This is a genomic window from Clostridium ragsdalei P11 (assembly GCF_001675165.1).
Lineage (GTDB): Bacteria > Bacillota > Clostridia > Clostridiales > Clostridiaceae > Clostridium_B > Clostridium_B ragsdalei.
The window spans coordinates 49,503-66,264 of record NZ_LROS01000015.1 but is presented as its reverse complement, the minus strand read 5'-3'; the positions used below and the strand labels follow the sequence as shown (position 1 = coordinate 66,264).

Sequence of the window (16,762 nt, the reverse complement as noted above, 5' to 3'; positions counted from 1 at the left end):
TAAGTACATATTATCGTTGCCTATTATGACGCCAATGGCACGTACTGTATCCTATGGATAAAAACACAGGTCTATCTTCTGATTTTGCCTTTGTAAATGCTTCTTCTCCCCAGGGATACCAATTTACTGGATTGTGTGCGTGTTGTAAGAGATACGGGGATTTCTCATTTATTAATCTATTGGGTGTGCTTGTTAGGTTCATAGAATCACCTCCTAAAATTTATTCTTATTATAGATTTATCTTTTGTGAAGTAAATTATTCAAATAAAAGTATGTTTTGCGTGGGATGTGATATTTAAAAATAAAGTAAAGCAGTTTATGAAAAATATTGAAATTAGAACTGATAAAGGATTTGAGATGAAATTGTTTTTTAGGTAAAATTGTTTGTGGTAATTGAGCGAGCTTCTATGGAAGAAAAGTTTGGCATTCCAACAGTAGACATAGAAGGGTTATATAGCAATGCAATTCTAAATTTAAAAATGATGAGAAGTGTGGTACACGTCATATTTACGAGGATACTTTAAAAGAATCTTTTTTATAGGATTTTAATAGCATTGTTAAAAATAAAGATGAGGTATTAAAAGACTATGAAGAAATAATACAAGCTTTAACGGATACTTCAAAGATTGATAAAGAAAGTACTAATTTTCAAAAATAAAGTGAAGTAGTAGAATTATTAAAAAAGTGCGTGAAGGAAAATGGATACATAGCTTTAGATCAAGCTGAATATGAAGAACGTTATAATTCATTAACAAAACGTTATGGAGCTATAGAGAATAGACTTGAAGGAATAAATGAAAAGCGGTTAGAGCGAAGTGCTAAAAGAGAGAATATAGAGGAATTTATAAAGATATTAGAAAAGAGTTCTATAATTTTGATATTAAAATATACTATTTGTATCTACTGTAAATCTACTATAAATACTCTTTCTTTTTATTGTACGATTCAAGCTAATACCTGGTGGTAGAGGATCTTTTTCTATATTTAAAAATATAGAAAAATTAATAGATAGGAGGAGCATCATAACGTTTAAAAACAGCATTGCCTACAGCAAATACTTAATAAAATGATTTAATTTACTTAAATTTTATGACATAAAATAAGTGGAATTATTGATATAAAATGGTTATACTGGTTATAGTAGGGGGGATAAACATGAAAAAAAGATTATCAGGAATTATTTTTACTGCAGCTATATTTTGTGGGGTATTTTTTACATCAAATGTTGTAAGTGCAGCAACACTACAAGATAGATTATGCGGCAATAATAGATATGAAACTAATTCTAAAATTGTAGACTCAGGTTGGATATCATCAGAATATGCTGTAATAGCAAGTGGAGAAGGCTTTGCAGATGCACTATGTGCGGCACCTTTAGCTGAGAAAAATAAAGCACCTATAGTTTTAACTAGCAGGAATGCTTTAAGTTCAGAGGCCAAAGAACAATTAACAAGACTTAAAGTAAAAAAAGTATTTATTGTTGGTGGAACAGCATCTGTATCTGATAATGTAAAATCTGAAATAACAAATATGAATATTGAAACTACTAGAATATATGGACAAAACAGATTTGAGACATCATTAGAGGTAGCTAAGGCTTTAGGAAATATTAATGGTGCAGTAGTAACAAATGGATTTGGATTTGCAGATGCTTTATCTATAGCACCTATAGCAGCAAAAAAGGGAATGCCTATATTACTTACTGCCAAGGATGAGTTATCAACACCAATTAGGGAATTTTTACATAATAGTTCTTATAATGAAAGTTATATAGTTGGAGGAACTGGAGTAGTAAGTGATAAAATATCCTCACAGTTGAACAATGTTACAAGGCTTGGCGGAAATAGTAGATATGAAACAAATTCAGCTATATTAGACCATTTTGATAATGATTTTAGTTATGATAAGATTTATGTTGCATCAGGAGAAAATTATCCAGATGCATTATCTGGCAGTGTACTAGCAGCTTCAAGTAACTCTCCTCTAATTTTAGTAGGAACCTACGTTGATCCTTCAGTAGAATCTTCAATAAAAGCTCAACACGAAAAATATAATAATGTAGTAGCTTTAGGAGGTACAGGCGTAGTCACAGATGCAGTAATAAATAGTATTGTCAGTGGAGTTTTTATACCAAGCATAAGTGATGATGAAATAAAAGAATTAATATATAATGCAGATCAAACATATTGCTGCGATATACTAGGACTTACTGAGAATAATACTATATCTACGGATAAAGGAACTTATTATAAACTAAAAGACAATGTAAATACCTATGACAAGCTATTTAATTATTATAATAAATATTTTTCAGAAAAAAAATCAAATCACTTTATAAATACTAATTTGTTTATAAAGGTAAATAATATTTTTTATTTCTTTGGTAGTAATGCTGGAATAAGGCCTTTATTTTTACAATCTAAAATAGAAAATAAAACTGTAGATGGTAATAAAATAAATGTAACTTTACGTACTTATTATGAGGATGATCCTAAAGAAAAAAGTCCTTTTGATTGTAGTTTTACTTTAATTTATGAAAATGGACGTTGGTTAGTAGATGATGCAACTAGTGGTATGGATTGGAATGCTTTCGATTATAGGGATAACCAGAGCTAGGATTACAAGAGAACAAGCAAGTGAAATGCAATAGAGTTATTTTTGTAGGGGAGAAGATATATAGTTAACTTCTCCCCAGGGATACCAGTTTACTGGATTATGTGCATGTTGTAAGAGATAAGGGGATTTCTCATTTATTAATCTATTGGGTGTACTTGTTAGGTTCATAAAGTTTTATAAAGTTTTATAAAATCTTCAAATGATAGTACCTCAACAATATTTTTAATAGTTTTACTGTTTGATATTAAATTTTTGTTCCTTTTGATTTTTAATTATAGCATTTATAATTACTGCCTTATCATTCTCTGATAAAGTAGTATTGTTTTTAAAGCTCTCTATATTACTTAACATAGAATCTAAGTCTCTATTACAGAAAATCTTAACATCTGTTTGTCCACTTATACTAATTGCAACTTCAGTATTGGAAAAATAAACAATCTTTTGAACTTTAAAGTTAAATCCATTTAATCTTAAAAATTCTTCAATTCTTCTACCATGCTGACTTACTTGTTTAACTGGATTATAAAATTCGTGGTCTCCACTATTCATTCTGTCTTGTTTCCAATTTTGATTATTAACATCACCTTGTATAAATCCTGAATGATTTTTTGTTTCAACAATGAAAATACCATTTGAACCCACGATTAGATTATCTAATTCATTACTGCTTCCGTTTGTAGTTATAATAGGATTGCTTATTATAGTATAATCATCTGACAATCTTGCAAGACTTTGAACTGTGTTAAATTCTCCTGTTAGCCCTGATTCATATATATCAAGTTGTTTTTTTAACTTTTTTACTATTCTTTTTCTAAAAAATTTATTTATTTTAGAAAAAGCAGTAAAAATCAAAGCGAAGAAAAGCATTACACTAGCATAAGCTACATTTTGGTTTGCTATTCGTCTACTTTTACCATATGTTTCATCCATTTTTTGTCTATATTCTTCTGCTTGTTGTTGAGACTTTTTTTGACCAGCCTCAAATTCTTGTAGAGCTTTTTGCTTGTTTTCTTCAAATTGTTGCTGATTTTTTTGTTTGCTCTTTTCAGCTTGCTGTTGCATTTCTTGATTAACTTCTTCAAAAGACTTTTGAGAAGCATGAACTGATATACCCATTAAACCCATTATACAGAATAATGCAAACATAAATGCAAATATTTTAACTATTATATCTCCTGCCTTCATCCACATGTATTGTCTTATAATTTTTTTTTGGAGACTTTCCCTTTTATCAGCTATATTATTATTCATTTTTATTATTTTTGCCACAAATTACTTCCTCCTTTGTATATTTATATTAATATTTTCGTAGCATCTGACGTAACGTATAAGCATATTTTATATTAAAATATATCATTTGTGTATAGCTTTTATTACATTTATCAATAAATAGTATTACAAGCTATATACCAGAACTACATTCGCTGTTATCCAAAAAGTGAATACTAATCAGAATTTATAAAATGAAGGAGAAAAATGAAATATGAATAATGAAAAAAATACTGATTTTAAGAATAAAAAAATAGTAGCTTTCGCAGCTATAGTAATAGGCTTTTTTATGACAATGCTTGATACAACAATTGTTAATATTGCATTGCCTAAAATAACAGAATCTTTTAATACAAATGTTCAAGACATTACGTGGATATCTAACGGTTTTAATATAGCTCTTGCAGTAATAATTCTTACAGCATCAAGACTTGGAGATCAGTTTGGTCGCAAAAAATTATTTCTACTTGGATTATTTGTATTTACCCTTACATCTCTTTTAGAGGGATTTTCAAATTCATTGGAAATGCTTATAGTATTAAGAGTAGTACAAGGTTTATCAGCTGGTATAATGGTACCATTAACGATTCCATTATCAGTAGAAATTTTTTCAGTAGAAAAATTTGGTGCTATCGTTGGTATATGGGGTGCTGTTGGAGGGTGTGCTTCAGCTTGTGGACCAGGATTAGGGGGATTATTAACAAATACTTTTAGCTGGCAGGCAGTTTTCTTTGTAAATGTACCATTTGGGGTTATATCATTCATACTATCTGCAATGTTTTTAAAGGAATCCTTTGATGAAACTGCAACTAAATCCATAGATTTTTTAGGTATTATAACAAGTAGTATTTCAATGTTAACACTAATACTTGGATTAATTCAAGCTCCTGATAAAGGATGGAACTCAATATATATATTAATACTATTTACAGTATCTATTATTTTATTTATAATTATTGAAGTAAAAGTAAAGGAACCAATGTTACCAATGCAATTATTACAATCTAAATATTTTACTGGTGCTTCTGTAACTATGATTTTCATGACTGCTGGTATGATGGCAGGTTCGTTCTTAGTTTCATTCTTTCTAATACGTATTATGAAATTATCAGTTCTTGATGCAGGCTTAACTATAATTGCAATGCCAGTTACCATGGTAGTATTATCCCTTGTAGCTGGACCTATTTCACATAAGATTGGAGCTCGCCTTTTTGCAATATTAGATATAATACTTGCATCACTTTCAGTATATTTATTTGGTACTCTTGATGCTGGTTCATCTCGTTTAGATGTAATGTGGAGATTAGCGGTTTGTGGAGCTGGAGTAGGAATGAGTATGTCTCCTTTAATGGCCTCTGTTGTAAGAAATGCACCAAGGGATAAGGTTGGAATAGCATCTGGAGTTGCTAATGTTTCACGTACAATTGGTATGGTACTTGGTGTTGCTGTATTAGCTACATTGTTAAACCATAATATGAATAATACAGCTCTTAGCAATTATGTTGTTTATGATAATACATTTAAAACATTTAGCTTTATGTTAATATTTGGAATTATATTTCCAATGTTTAGTGATAAGCCATATAAAGGTAGAAAAAAGCAGTGATGGTAAAAATGTAATTAAAGTAAATTGAATTGAAAAATTATGATAAAACAACACAGTTCCTTCCTTCACCTTTTCCTGTATATAATGCATCGTCTGCTTTTTTTATTGTATCACCAATCGTTTCATAATCTTCATTAACGGTTACACCAAAGGTCAATGTAATTGATAGTTGAATTCCATTATACTCGATAATTTCTTTTTCAATAGTTTCCCTAATTTTATTCGCAAGTATGTGGGCATCATGGATTTCTGTTTCTGGAAGCAAGATAAGAAATTCCTCTCCTCCCCACCTGGATACAAACCCTCGTTCTCGAACCGCATTGTGTAAGTTTTGTGCTACTGCTTTCAGCACTTGATCCCCACAATCATGTCCGAAGCTATCATTTATCTTCTTAAAATAATCGATATCTGCAAGGATAAGCGAAAATTTATTTTTGCTTTTTTTATAATTTATAAACTCATTTTCAAGTTTTTCCATAATATATCTTCGGTTGTATAGCCCAGTTAATGAATCCGTTTTTGAAATCAACTCCAACTTCTCTAGGTTACATTGCATGGAAACTATTTGAGATGCTGAAGATATCCCCATAAATACGAGTATATACCCTAGAAGTATGAATAATAAAAACAATATCATATCATATGCAGAATTAAAATTTCTTAAATGTGCAATGTGTGTGGGGGTCGTAAAGTTAGTAATTAGCAATAAAAAGGCAGTAACTGGGTATAAAGACATATACCTTATGGTTTTATCAGACACTAAATTAAGAGCCGTTTTGTAATATTTACCTATCCCCAAATAAGCTGCTAAAAAGAATAAAATATTAATACAATTTCTAAAAATATATATAAGGTTTTGAGTATAATTAACATCATTAATATTTGAAACTAATTTTGCAAATAATGTAGCAATAAAAAGTGCGATTGTAGAAATTTTCATCTGAACCTTAGAGAACTTATCCAGGTGCGTAGCAGTGCTTATCCCCCACTTTGAAGAAAAGCAGATATCCCAAATCTTTGATTTGGTGATAGTCGCTTTCACAGAGTGCGATGGGGGTGTTAGCAATGGTAGCGATCGGATAAATCTTGCTTAACGTATATAAAAATTATAACATATTTTTTATCATAGTATTACCTTATAAATATCCAAAATCCCCGTTATAGGATTTTTAAATTTACAAACTTTGCGAAACAGAAACAAATTATAGATTTATCTTTTGTGGAGGAAAATATTCAAAAAATAAAGTTCGTAAATTTTTATTAATACTGACAGTCAATGTCATTGTAATAGTATATAATTAAAGTAAAATTTAGGATATGTAAATATTGGGGGCAGAGGCATAAGTGGATTATGAAAACATGGATAAGAAAATGCTTATTAAAATTTTAAGACAGAAGGATGATATGTTAAAAAAGTTATGTTTAGAAAAAGAAAAATTAAACTACTATGCAAATACGGATGCAATGACTGGTGTACTAAACAGGAGATCAGGTTTAAAGTTGCTAGATAAAGGGCTTAATTTATCAAAAATTAATGATAGAGATATGGTTGTTTGTTTTATTGATATAGATAGATTAAAAATAATAAATGATACTTTTGGTCATGAAGAAGGTGACAAACTTTTAATAAACACAGCAAGAATTTTAAAAGAAAGTATTAGAAAAACTGACTTTGTAATTAGAATGGGAGGAGATGAATTTTTAGTAGTATTTCCTGAAACAACAATGAAAGAGATTAATAAAATATGGCATAGAATTTATGTAAAGATAGAAGAAATTAATAAGAATAGTAGCAAGTATAATTTAAGTTTAAGCTGTGGATTTTATGAGTATAAAAAGGAAGGGCAAAGTGAAATGACTGCTAGTGATTTGATAAAAAATGCTGATTTTAAAATGTATAATAAAAAGTTAAATAAAAAGGAGAAATTTGACGATAAATGTATAAATAATATAAATTAAGTGAAAATATTTAAAAGAGGTAAAATATTTAGTATGGAAAGATTTAAATCAGACGTATTATTATTTATTTATAATGGCTTGCAAGAAGGAAAAGTAGTTAGAAAGAATGATATAATAAACAAATTTAATATTAATGAAAGAACTTTTTATAGATATATAAAAGATATAAAAGATTTTGTGGAAGAAAACCCTAATGATGAGCTCATAGGTGAAAAAGTTATAGTAGATAGAGAAAAAGGTGGGTATATTCTTAAAGAAAAGCATGAAAAAAATCTCAACGAAAAGGAGATTTTAGCGATTTCTAAAGTTCTCTTAGAAAGTAGAGGATTTATTGAGAATGAAATGAAAGATATGATTAGCAAGCTTCTTGGTAATTGTGTATGTGAAGATAAAAAAAGTATTCAATATATTATAGGTAATGAACTAGCTAATTATGTTCCTCCGAAGCATGGCAAAGGACTTTTGGACAAGTTATGGCAAATAAGCAGTGCAATAGAAGATAAAAAAATACTGGATATGGAATATTACAAGATGGGTACAGATGGAAAGCTGCGAGAGGAGGTTTCTAGAAGAATTGTATATCCAGAAGGATTATTATTTTCTGAATATTATTTTTATCTTATAGCGTTTATTGAAGGAAAAAGTTATGAATATCCTGCTATTTATAGAGTGGACAGAATTAGAAATATAGATGTTACGGATAGAAAATATAAAGTGGATTATAGCAAAAGATTTCAAGATGGAGAGTTTAGAAAACTGATTCAATTCATGCAAGCAGGAGAATTGGAAAGGGTTAAGTTTAGATATACAGGTAGGTCTATAGAAGCAGTTTTAGATAGATTACCTAATGCTGAAGTAAGAAAAGAAAACCATGGGGAATACATAGTAGAAGCAAAGGTATTTGGTAGAGGTATAAAGATGTGGCTTTTAAGTCAGGGGGATTCCGTGGAGATTTTAAGTTCTGATAAATTTAGAGAGGAAATGGTAGAAACTATTGAAAAAATGAGAATGTTGTATAGGTAATGTTTAAATGATACATAAGTAATTAAACATTTCATTATGTAGAATCGCAGCATAAGACCAAGTCCATCCATACTATTTGGAAAGGGTATCGATATGTAGCTAAGAAGTCAAGGAAATTTAGTCAAAGTAATTCAATAAATAAAACGGAGGAAACAATATGAACTTTAAGTCATTAAGAGAGGACAAACTAAAATTAAGTCAAGAAGAATTTGCAAATTCTTTTGATGTGGACATCTCAAGAATTAAAGAATGGGAAGTAACAAACGAACCATCAATGATTGTTTTGCAAAAGATTGCTGAGAAAACAGGAATGGATTTCAATACAATTATGAGTTATGAAAAGCCGAAACCAAAGCCTTTTGATGCTAAGAATACCTGGGAAAAAGCAGATTTTACAAAAAAGAGTATTATTGAATATATAAAAGATACATTGGAAAAGATGGATGTCCCAGAAGAGCAAAAATACAAATATGTGGATGATTTACGAGATGGGATTGAGAGAAATTATGTAAAACCAAGTATTTCTATTGTTGGTCGTTCTGATACAGGTAAAAGCACATTGATAAATGCACTTATTGGTATGGAAAAGATGCCGACATCTTGGACTCCGACAACATCAATTGCTGTGTATATTAAGCATATTAAGGACATGCCTGAATTTATCAAAGATGATGTATGGGTGTTCGCAGATAATATGGATGGCGAAGATTTGTGGGATCCCAAAAGATTATACGATGAAGAGTATTGTAAGAAGTGGAAAATTGCACAGGGCGGCGTAGAGATACTTCGTTCATTTGGTACTCGACAAGGTGATATGTTTCAGAAGAATGCTGGTTCTGCAGTTATATTTCTTGATGCACCTATTTTGCAGGATTGCGATATTGTTGATTTGCCGGGATTTGGTACTGAAAAAGAAAGCGATGATACAATTACATTTAAGGCTGCACAGAGAACAGATGTATTGATTTACTTATCTCAGGCAAATGGGTTTATGCGTATTGAGGATATCACATATCTTAAAGAAAATGTTAGAAACCTTCCGGTATGGGAGAAAAAAGAAGAAAATGACCTCAAACCGTTATCAAATTTATTTGTAGTTGCATCACAAGCACATACTGTATGCAATGGAAATTCTACTGAATTAACAAATATACTTCGAAGGGGGTACGAAAATTTCTGCAAAACGTTGGCTCCTGAATATTGGGATAGGAGAAAAGAAATATCCGGATATAATACTGAAAATTATTGTGAGCAGGCATTGACAAGGAGATTTTACACGTATACAACAGATATTCCATCATTGTGTACCGGATTCAATCAAGACTTGAAGAAAATACTTGAGAAACTACCAGAAATAATTGATGCAAGGACAAGAGAATTTATTCATGAGTATGTTAAAGTGAAAAAGCCTAATCTTGAAAAAGAAATCAAGCATTATGAGAAAATATCACTTGAAAGAGAAAAGTATGTTGTCTTATTAGAACAAATAGAGAACAGCGAGTTGGACAGAATGAAGGAAAACAATAATCAAAAAGATGAAATATATGAACTTATTAATACGCTTTCAATGGAATCAACCAATGAATTCAGTCAGTATTGTGCTGAAACAATAAATACCGATTCATTGGTGAAAATGATAAAAGACAAAAAAATTAGGAACAAGAAGGAAGAAGTCGAATGTTTCGCCAGTCAATTGCAAGATATAATTCAAGCAAGATGTAATGTTATATTAGCTGATAAAGCCGAGGTTCTGTCGAAAGAAACGAAGAAGTATATTGAAAAATATACTGATGGCATAAAGGCTGCTTTTGATGGAACATCTGTTGATGTTGATTTTGATGCCGGTTATGCATTTATATCAGCTTTGGCTAAAATTGGAATAATAGGTGGATTAGGTGCTTATATTGCAGGTGAAATGGCATTCATATTTGGCGATATGGCATTGGCAATGGGAGTGGGAGGAGTCATATCATTTGGACCTATTGGAATTGCTATAGGATTGATAATTGCTGCATCTCTTGGAATTGCTAAGTTATTTGGTGGTGGCTGGGAAAAAAGTGTAGCGAAGAAACTTGTAAAAGCATATGATGAGAACAAGGTCGTTGAACAGTTCCGTGAAGGAATTACTGATTACTGGAAAAAAACAGAAGATGCATTTGATCAGGCTGCACAGAAACTTGATGAAGAATGGTCAAATTATGTGCAAACATTAAGAAACACTGTAAATAATTATGATGTTGAGGCAATTCAAAAAAATATAGTAATTTTAAAGAACTTAATGTCTTTTTTCGAGAATATCCCATTGTAAAATATTGGTTTTCAACTTATTACAATTGGGAATGGTACAAGGAGGAAATGAAATGATAACACTTTTTAATGAGTATAAAGATGCTGGAAAGATTAGTGAAGCATTAATGGTCGGACGCAACATGGTTAATCAGGATCATGGGGATGTGGAAAAATTTAGTACGTATTTAGAACTGCTATTATCATTGGCTGAAAGACTCCCTTCGTTAGATGAAAGAAAGCAGTTTGTTGGACAAGCAAATGTTACTCTTGCATTTTTTGAGGAAAATGCTGATTTGAATGTAGAGTTAGTAGAGAAAATTAACACATATAAGAATCGCATCGATGAAATCAGCAGCAAGTTAATCACAGAAGAAAATGAGAGAACATCCAAGGCACTTAAGGGTATTGAAGCAAGCAATAATAAATTTATAAAAGAATTGTACCAAGCTAAGCAAGTCTTGAGCAAAGCAAACTCACAAGAAGAGGTTGATAAGGTTCTTGTGGAAATCAGTCAGATTGATGCGAAAATTGAGCATGATTACTTGACAGATGAACAAAAAACACATTATGACCAAATTAATAAGGAGTGTACGGCCTGCATCAGTGACAAGATGAGGAAAATGGAACATAAAAGTAATGTTGCTTATAATAAAAAGGCCGTGGAATCGTATAATAAGGCATTCAAGATGTTCAAAAATGATGAGGAAAAGTATAAGAATCAGACACAATTGTTTTCTTTAGTATCATCAACGCTATTTGCGTATGATGCAGCAAGATTATTTAATGAAACATTAATTTATTATAATCATGTATATTCGTATATCTTTGGAAAACTTGACGATGATGGAAAATTAGCATTGACACGATTCTCTATTGAATGTGAGAGAAAATTGAGGTGATGATATGATTTCAGAAATTAGGAACAATAAAAGTCTTACTTTTTATCAACCTACTTCAATACAACAGAACACACATCTGTCATCCTCTTATGCTGGAGGAATAGGAGCAACAGCAATTGCAACTTCAGTGTATGCAACATCTGCGACCACTACGCAATTTAACAATCAGCTAAATGGATTCCTTAATACACTACAAACCCAGAGAGGTAGAATTGCCCGGAAGGTTTCAGAAGGGCTAACTAATGACCCATCATATCAAGGAGCCAGAAATGATGGCGTTAAGTTAGCTTGGGATTATGAAAAGGCTGATGTAGATATGGGAGGTAAAGGTTCTGCTAATTGGAATAAGAAACAACAGCAGGAAATTCGAGAAAATGGTAAAGTTCGTGGAGCGGAAGGGCACCATCAAAAAAATATTGCAAACCATCCAAAAGAACAAGGTAATCCGGATAACATAAAATTTTATAAGTCAAGAGAAGGGCATAAAGAGCAGGGACATAACGGTAATTGGAAAAATGAAAGTGATGCTCCAATGATTGATAAAGACAAAATGCTCAAAAAGACAAATGCAAAAAGGGTGTTTAAAAATGAACTTCGTGGAGTTGGGATTGCAGCCGCAATTGGTGCTGGTATTGGATTTACCATTGGATTTGCCGTATCTGTTGCACAATCCGGTGTAACCCCAGATTCTATAAAATATGCAATTGCAGAAGGTGGAAAGACAGGTACCGTATCAGGAATTCAATCAGTAGTTGACTATGGTATTGGTAGAACAATTGGACAATTAGCAACTCATGCTATGGAAGGAATGTTGTCTAATCTCGGAGTAAATATTACTGAAAATATATCAAAGATGTGTAGTATAGGTACAGTTGGGGTAATAACGATTGCCATATTCTCGACATATCAATTTATAAAATTGAAAAGAGCTGGAATGGCAACTAAAGAAGCTGCTATTCGAATTGGTAAGCAAGCATTATTTTCGTTGTCATTATTAGCTGTTTCAATAGCCGCCCAAGGCATATGGGGAGGTCCTGCCGGACTTATTGTCTCAATTAGTACAGGTATAATTTTTATTACTTATTCGATTGTAGATATTACACATCAAAGAAAGATGTCAGAGAAAATACGTGTTTATATGATTGATAAATGCAAACCATCGTTTGTTTAGGAGGGTATTATGAATAACAAAGAGTTTGTCAATATAGCTATGCATCAAGATGAACGTAATATTTTTGAAAAATATTTTGGAAACATTGAAATGATTCCAAATGAACTCAAAGAGTTCTTTAAAAAATATAACCCTGTTGATGTCGAAGTGACAATGGATGGAAATGCAATTCATTTTTTCCCAGTTGAAGAATTGGAATCTTTGCAAGATGAGTATGAATTAGGATCTGAAAATTTTGTGTTTTCTACTTGTAATGGTGACCCTATTTTTTACAATACAGAGGGCGTATTTTCTTGTTATCATGGGGCAACGAGTGTGAAAAGTGAAAAGTTGGCAGCGAACTTTGGGGAGTTCTTAAATCTCATTAATAGATAAAAGATCAGAAGATGTGTTTCCACAAACAGATGATAAGGCAAAAATGCCATTGATATGTTCCCTTGAGCGACCAACGGCTTTTGACATTCATGCTGTCATATCGAGTCGCCCAGTACAAGGTAACATATCAGTATAAAGGTGTGCACTTTTTAGGAGAAATAGATTTGGTTAAGTATTGTGAAGATACTATGTTTAGATTATGAGAATAGGATATAATAGAGGTGTAAAAAATGTTTTTATATAATGCTAAAGTGTCTTTATGGAGGTATGTTTAAATGAAGAATAATAATGAAAAATTATATGATATATTTTTAAATTATTCTTACAATGATTTAATGGATTTGTTTAGAAAAGCTAAATGTAAAGAAGAACAGGATTTTTATGCTATGCTTTCTAATTTAGTGCTTCAAAGAGAAGCAGAAAAGGTTATAGGTAAGTAGTATGCCAACATATAGAATATTTGCAGAGGAAGGAGGTGAACACAATTGTGGACAAGCTATTCAATGGCGTATCTCAATTAGAATCATTTAGAAATGCTATCCAATCACTTTCAGAAAGTTTTAAATTCTTGGGCATATTATTTTTTATATTAATTTTATTGATCATCATTATTAGTACTGTAGTAATACTAGCTCCAACAATAGTATCAACAATAAGGAAAACTAAACATAGAAAAATAATAGTAATTACAAATATAATTGTCCTATTCTTCTTTTTGATTAACTTTACTTTGCCATTTATTATATTGGCAGTATTATTTATTATATCTTTAACAGGAAAGAAGGAATTAAAGACAACTATTGATATACCATCAATTATAATAAATACTTCATCTTCACAAGTAAATAATAGAAAATCTACTAGGAGGTAGAATTATGGAAGACTTAGTTAAGGCTAGTATAGGGGCTTTTATTTTCTATATACTGATAATTATAATAATATTTTTGCTTACAAGAGCGTTTTGGTGTTGGTATTGGAAAATTAATAAACGTGTACAAATTCTTGGGTCAATAGACCAAAGGCTTGCAGATATTCAGCGATTATTAGCACAAGGAAATACTGTTAATGCTGTTATGACTGATGAAATATCCAACATTGCATCAGGTGTTAATTCTAATAAAGTAGCACAGCAAACAATTGATGATGACGAGGATTTACCAGAATTATAGTAAATGCTTTGCTGGATTACAAATAGAAATGAGGAGAATATAAAATGGGACAAGAAGTCAGTAGGTATAAGCGCATTTGCAAGTTGGACATTTTAGAAATTTGCCCTTTATGTGAGGTAGAGTTACAAAAAGGAGCATTGCTCTGGGATAGAAAAGCTAAGAATAGCATTATGCAGCTTAAATTTTTTAACTATTCTGATAAAAATTTAAAATCCCTATATATAACCTATAATTGTAAAGATGAACAGGGGAATATAATAAACCAAAAAGATTTTTCGTTCTCCTATATTGATGCTAATTGTGAATCACATTCTGCGTTTGGCACTAAGACACCAGTAGTATTACCATCGGAGTTAGTAAGGAATGTTGATGTGTTTGTTAAAACAATCGTATGGGAGGATAACAGCATTACAAATGTTTCACAAAGTGACTACATAAAGGTAGAAAAGCAAAAGAGTCTTTCTTCCGAATTATCTGAAGAGGATATAGAGATATATCGCAGAGCTTGTAAATTGCTAGAGGGAGAAATTTTTTTGCAACGAGAGATAGGTAACAATGGGTGGCAGTGTGCTTGTGGCAGCACCAATTTAAAACAAAATTGTAGGAATTGTAAAGCGAATAAAGAAGAACTATCCTTATATTTGGATAAAGCACAATTGAGTATCTTTAAGCAAAAACGTGAGGAAAAAGTGTTGCAGCGTGAGAGGGAAAGGGAAGAAAAAGCGCTTAGAATGAAACAAAAAAGAGTTAAACGAAATAAACTAATTATCAGTATTATTGCAGCACTGATTGTTTTTGTAAGTATAACTGGGGTGTTATCATCTTTTTTCGTTAGAAATTCTACTAGAAATAATAATGTTAAACAACTACAAAAGGACTATGGTAGCTATGCAACTATATGGGGCGAAAGAGAACTCGAAAATAAAAATTATGAAGATTTTAAAGAATTATTTGATAAAAATTACAATAAAGCCCTTTTTTCGGAATTAGGTGCTGTTCCCTGTGGCAACATTGTTAGAACTGATAATAACTTGTATCAGATTGTAGATATTTTTACCTTCTGTTATAGAACTGCAAGTTCACGTGCAGATTATGAAAAAGCATATGAAACCTCAAAAGCTAATGGGGTAACGGGAGTTTTATTAAAGAAGAATTTGACTACGGGTGCATGTGAAGTTATTCATGTTTTTGAAAATCCCCATAATATTTTTCCACCTAAAAAAACATTCATAGGAATAGTGCCAAAGTACATAGCTGGAATTGAAAACAATCGTATTTATGTTCAATTGCTAGATAATTATAGTGATCATTACTTTTTTAATAGAATTGGAGAGTACAATTTAACTAATGGTGAATATAAGGTAATAGAAATAGAAGATTCTAAAAATATAGAGGTAAATGTAAATAGTGATCCTAGCAGATATAATGGGAGCATGAACACATTAATAAAAGACAATAAGTATTATTTTTATAAGGGCAAAAATAATAAAGAAGTCTATTGCTATGATTTGGTATCAACAAAAACTAAAGTGGTTGAGGATATTACTGCTAATAGATAAAATAAAGAGATTACAAAGAGGTAAAAAAATAGGGTTAAAGTTGGAAAACAGGGCTAACGGAAATCCACCTTATCCATAGAAATATCAACAATGGTATGATGATAAAAATGGCAAAATATATGGAAATTTACTTTTATTTTATGTATAATTGTAATTGAATCCTTTGTATGTTGTAAAACGGTAAGTTTGTAAAGGATATTTTAGGATAATATTGAATAAATAGTTCAAACTCGTCAATATTTAATTGTAAAATATTACATAAAAGATAGGAGAAAAAATGTTTTCGATAGAAAATGAATTAAAATCATTTAAGAAAAAATCAATAAATACATATGAGGTACCTTTAAATGATTTATATGATGTAGAAACTAAAATAAATAGTATTGACAAAACAAATAAAAGAAACATAATGTCTATGGAGTTATTGAAAGAAGAACTAGAAGAAAAAAATGACCAAATTGCTTCTTTAAAAAGAGAGTTAACTAATGGAAATAAAAGAGAGGAAGTGTTTGTAAAAAAAGTTTTGGCAATATTAGATCAGGTAGATAATGTTTGTATATTTGCAGAAAAATCTCAAAATGAAGCTTTAATTAGTAACACGAATAGTGTAATGAGGATTATTAGAAAAGAATTGAGAGAGTTAGAAATTGAAGAAATACCTACAATAGGAGAAATATTTAATCCAGAATTGCACGAATGTGTAGAAGCTGTTCACGATAACACAAAAAATAAATATGAAATTATTGATGTTATTAGAAAAGGATATAAGATGAATGGAAAGGTTATAAGAATAGCATCTGTAATTGCTGTTAGATAAATATATAGGG

The 16,762-nt window shown here is 30.7% G+C and carries 17 protein-coding genes and 2 pseudogenes; 15 read left to right on the top strand and 4 right to left on the bottom strand.

Annotation, left to right across the window (positions count from 1 at the left end):
• Positions 1 to 13: 13 nt before the first annotated feature.
• Positions 14 to 202: pseudogene (locus CLRAG_RS08355) on the bottom strand (DUF255 domain-containing protein); the annotation flags it as partial.
• A 184-nt stretch (positions 203 to 386) separates the two neighbouring features.
• Here CLRAG_RS08355 and CLRAG_RS20500 point away from each other — a divergent pair.
• The 3 genes from CLRAG_RS20500 to CLRAG_RS08345 all read left to right on the top strand — a co-directional run bounded on the left by CLRAG_RS20500 (position 387) and on the right by CLRAG_RS08345 (position 2,616).
• Positions 387 to 524 (top strand): hypothetical protein, encoded by a 138-nt coding sequence (locus CLRAG_RS20500; protein ID WP_154104966.1) that lies wholly within the window; start codon positions 387 to 389, stop codon positions 522 to 524.
• Between the two features lie 164 nt (positions 525 to 688).
• Positions 689 to 967: a hypothetical protein gene (locus tag CLRAG_RS08350; protein ID WP_065078004.1), complete on the top strand. Its 279-nt coding sequence runs from the start codon at positions 689 to 691 to the stop codon at positions 965 to 967.
• A gap of 188 nt (positions 968 to 1,155) precedes the next feature.
• Positions 1,156 to 2,616 carry a cell wall-binding repeat-containing protein gene (locus CLRAG_RS08345; protein ID WP_065078003.1) on the top strand — a complete coding sequence of 487 codons (1,461 nt, stop codon included), beginning with the start codon at positions 1,156 to 1,158 and terminating at the stop codon, positions 2,614 to 2,616.
• A 69-nt stretch (positions 2,617 to 2,685) separates the two neighbouring features.
• Here the strand turns inward: CLRAG_RS08345 and CLRAG_RS20155 are convergent.
• Positions 2,686 to 2,784, bottom strand: a pseudogene (locus tag CLRAG_RS20155) (DUF255 domain-containing protein); the annotation flags it as partial.
• A gap of 63 nt (positions 2,785 to 2,847) precedes the next feature.
• Complete coding sequence (locus CLRAG_RS08340) at positions 2,848 to 3,885, bottom strand: nuclease-related domain-containing protein (protein WP_065078002.1); 1,038 nt, start codon at positions 3,883 to 3,885, stop codon at positions 2,848 to 2,850.
• A gap of 214 nt (positions 3,886 to 4,099) precedes the next feature.
• On the opposite strand from CLRAG_RS08340, the gene CLRAG_RS08335 reads away from it, so the two are divergent.
• Entirely contained in the window at positions 4,100 to 5,491 is a 1,392-nt protein-coding gene (locus CLRAG_RS08335) for an MFS transporter (protein WP_065078001.1), read from the top strand.
• Between the two features lie 37 nt (positions 5,492 to 5,528).
• Here CLRAG_RS08335 and CLRAG_RS08330 read toward each other — a convergent pair whose 3' ends face one another.
• Positions 5,529 to 6,431 (bottom strand): GGDEF domain-containing protein, encoded by a 903-nt coding sequence (locus CLRAG_RS08330; RefSeq protein WP_065078000.1) that lies wholly within the window; start codon positions 6,429 to 6,431, stop codon positions 5,529 to 5,531.
• Positions 6,432 to 6,835: 404 nt separating this feature from the next.
• Here CLRAG_RS08330 and CLRAG_RS08325 point away from each other — a divergent pair, with 404 nt between their 5' ends.
• From CLRAG_RS08325 to CLRAG_RS08280, 11 genes are all read left to right on the top strand, one after another.
• Entirely contained in the window at positions 6,836 to 7,450 is a 615-nt protein-coding gene (locus CLRAG_RS08325) for a GGDEF domain-containing protein (protein ID WP_065077999.1), read from the top strand.
• Between the two features lie 33 nt (positions 7,451 to 7,483).
• Positions 7,484 to 8,473: a helix-turn-helix transcriptional regulator gene (locus CLRAG_RS08320; RefSeq protein ID WP_065077998.1), complete on the top strand. Its 990-nt coding sequence runs from the start codon at positions 7,484 to 7,486 to the stop codon at positions 8,471 to 8,473.
• 157 nt (positions 8,474 to 8,630) lie between these two features.
• Positions 8,631 to 10,781 carry a dynamin family protein gene (locus tag CLRAG_RS08315; protein WP_065077997.1) on the top strand — a complete coding sequence of 717 codons (2,151 nt, stop codon included), beginning with the start codon at positions 8,631 to 8,633 and terminating at the stop codon, positions 10,779 to 10,781.
• Between the two features lie 52 nt (positions 10,782 to 10,833).
• Positions 10,834 to 11,661: a hypothetical protein gene (locus CLRAG_RS08310; RefSeq protein WP_065077996.1), complete on the top strand. Its 828-nt coding sequence runs from the start codon at positions 10,834 to 10,836 to the stop codon at positions 11,659 to 11,661.
• Between the two features lie 4 nt (positions 11,662 to 11,665).
• Positions 11,666 to 12,832, top strand: a complete 1,167-nt coding sequence (locus CLRAG_RS08305; protein WP_065077995.1) for a hypothetical protein — start codon at positions 11,666 to 11,668, stop codon at positions 12,830 to 12,832.
• A 9-nt stretch (positions 12,833 to 12,841) separates the two neighbouring features.
• Entirely contained in the window at positions 12,842 to 13,207 is a 366-nt protein-coding gene (locus CLRAG_RS08300) for an SMI1/KNR4 family protein (protein ID WP_065077994.1), read from the top strand.
• A gap of 275 nt (positions 13,208 to 13,482) precedes the next feature.
• Positions 13,483 to 13,647: a hypothetical protein gene (locus CLRAG_RS20865; protein WP_023163223.1), complete on the top strand. Its 165-nt coding sequence runs from the start codon at positions 13,483 to 13,485 to the stop codon at positions 13,645 to 13,647.
• 47 nt (positions 13,648 to 13,694) lie between these two features.
• Positions 13,695 to 14,078: a hypothetical protein gene (locus CLRAG_RS08295; RefSeq protein WP_065077993.1), complete on the top strand. Its 384-nt coding sequence runs from the start codon at positions 13,695 to 13,697 to the stop codon at positions 14,076 to 14,078.
• A 4-nt stretch (positions 14,079 to 14,082) separates the two neighbouring features.
• Positions 14,083 to 14,376: a hypothetical protein gene (locus CLRAG_RS08290; RefSeq protein WP_065077992.1), complete on the top strand. Its 294-nt coding sequence runs from the start codon at positions 14,083 to 14,085 to the stop codon at positions 14,374 to 14,376.
• Positions 14,377 to 14,420: 44 nt separating this feature from the next.
• A complete protein-coding gene (locus CLRAG_RS08285) occupies positions 14,421 to 15,935 on the top strand; it encodes a hypothetical protein (RefSeq protein ID WP_065077991.1) in 1,515 nt (504 codons plus the stop codon).
• Between the two features lie 277 nt (positions 15,936 to 16,212).
• Entirely contained in the window at positions 16,213 to 16,752 is a 540-nt protein-coding gene (locus tag CLRAG_RS08280) for a nucleotide exchange factor GrpE (RefSeq protein WP_065077990.1), read from the top strand.
• Positions 16,753 to 16,762 lie beyond the last annotated feature (10 nt).

What these genes read in the sequence shown, in the direction of transcription:
- CLRAG_RS20865 (WP_023163223.1), top strand. Translation starts at nt 13,483, where the DNA reads ATGAAGAATAATAATGAAAAATTATATGATATATTTTTAAATTATTCT.
- CLRAG_RS08320 (WP_065077998.1), top strand. Translation starts at nt 7,484, where the DNA reads ATGGAAAGATTTAAATCAGACGTATTATTATTTATTTATAATGGCTTG.
- CLRAG_RS08345 (WP_065078003.1), top strand. Translation starts at nt 1,156, where the DNA reads ATGAAAAAAAGATTATCAGGAATTATTTTTACTGCAGCTATATTTTGT.
- CLRAG_RS08330 (WP_065078000.1), bottom strand. Translation starts at nt 6,431, where the DNA reads ATGAAAATTTCTACAATCGCACTTTTTATTGCTACATTATTTGCAAAA.
- CLRAG_RS08315 (WP_065077997.1), top strand. Translation starts at nt 8,631, where the DNA reads ATGAACTTTAAGTCATTAAGAGAGGACAAACTAAAATTAAGTCAAGAA.
- CLRAG_RS08280 (WP_065077990.1), top strand. Translation starts at nt 16,213, where the DNA reads ATGTTTTCGATAGAAAATGAATTAAAATCATTTAAGAAAAAATCAATA.
- CLRAG_RS08300 (WP_065077994.1), top strand. Translation starts at nt 12,842, where the DNA reads ATGAATAACAAAGAGTTTGTCAATATAGCTATGCATCAAGATGAACGT.
- CLRAG_RS08310 (WP_065077996.1), top strand. Translation starts at nt 10,834, where the DNA reads ATGATAACACTTTTTAATGAGTATAAAGATGCTGGAAAGATTAGTGAA.
- CLRAG_RS08305 (WP_065077995.1), top strand. Translation starts at nt 11,666, where the DNA reads ATGATTTCAGAAATTAGGAACAATAAAAGTCTTACTTTTTATCAACCT.
- CLRAG_RS08335 (WP_065078001.1), top strand. Translation starts at nt 4,100, where the DNA reads ATGAATAATGAAAAAAATACTGATTTTAAGAATAAAAAAATAGTAGCT.
- CLRAG_RS08285 (WP_065077991.1), top strand. Translation starts at nt 14,421, where the DNA reads ATGGGACAAGAAGTCAGTAGGTATAAGCGCATTTGCAAGTTGGACATT.
- CLRAG_RS08290 (WP_065077992.1), top strand. Translation starts at nt 14,083, where the DNA reads ATGGAAGACTTAGTTAAGGCTAGTATAGGGGCTTTTATTTTCTATATA.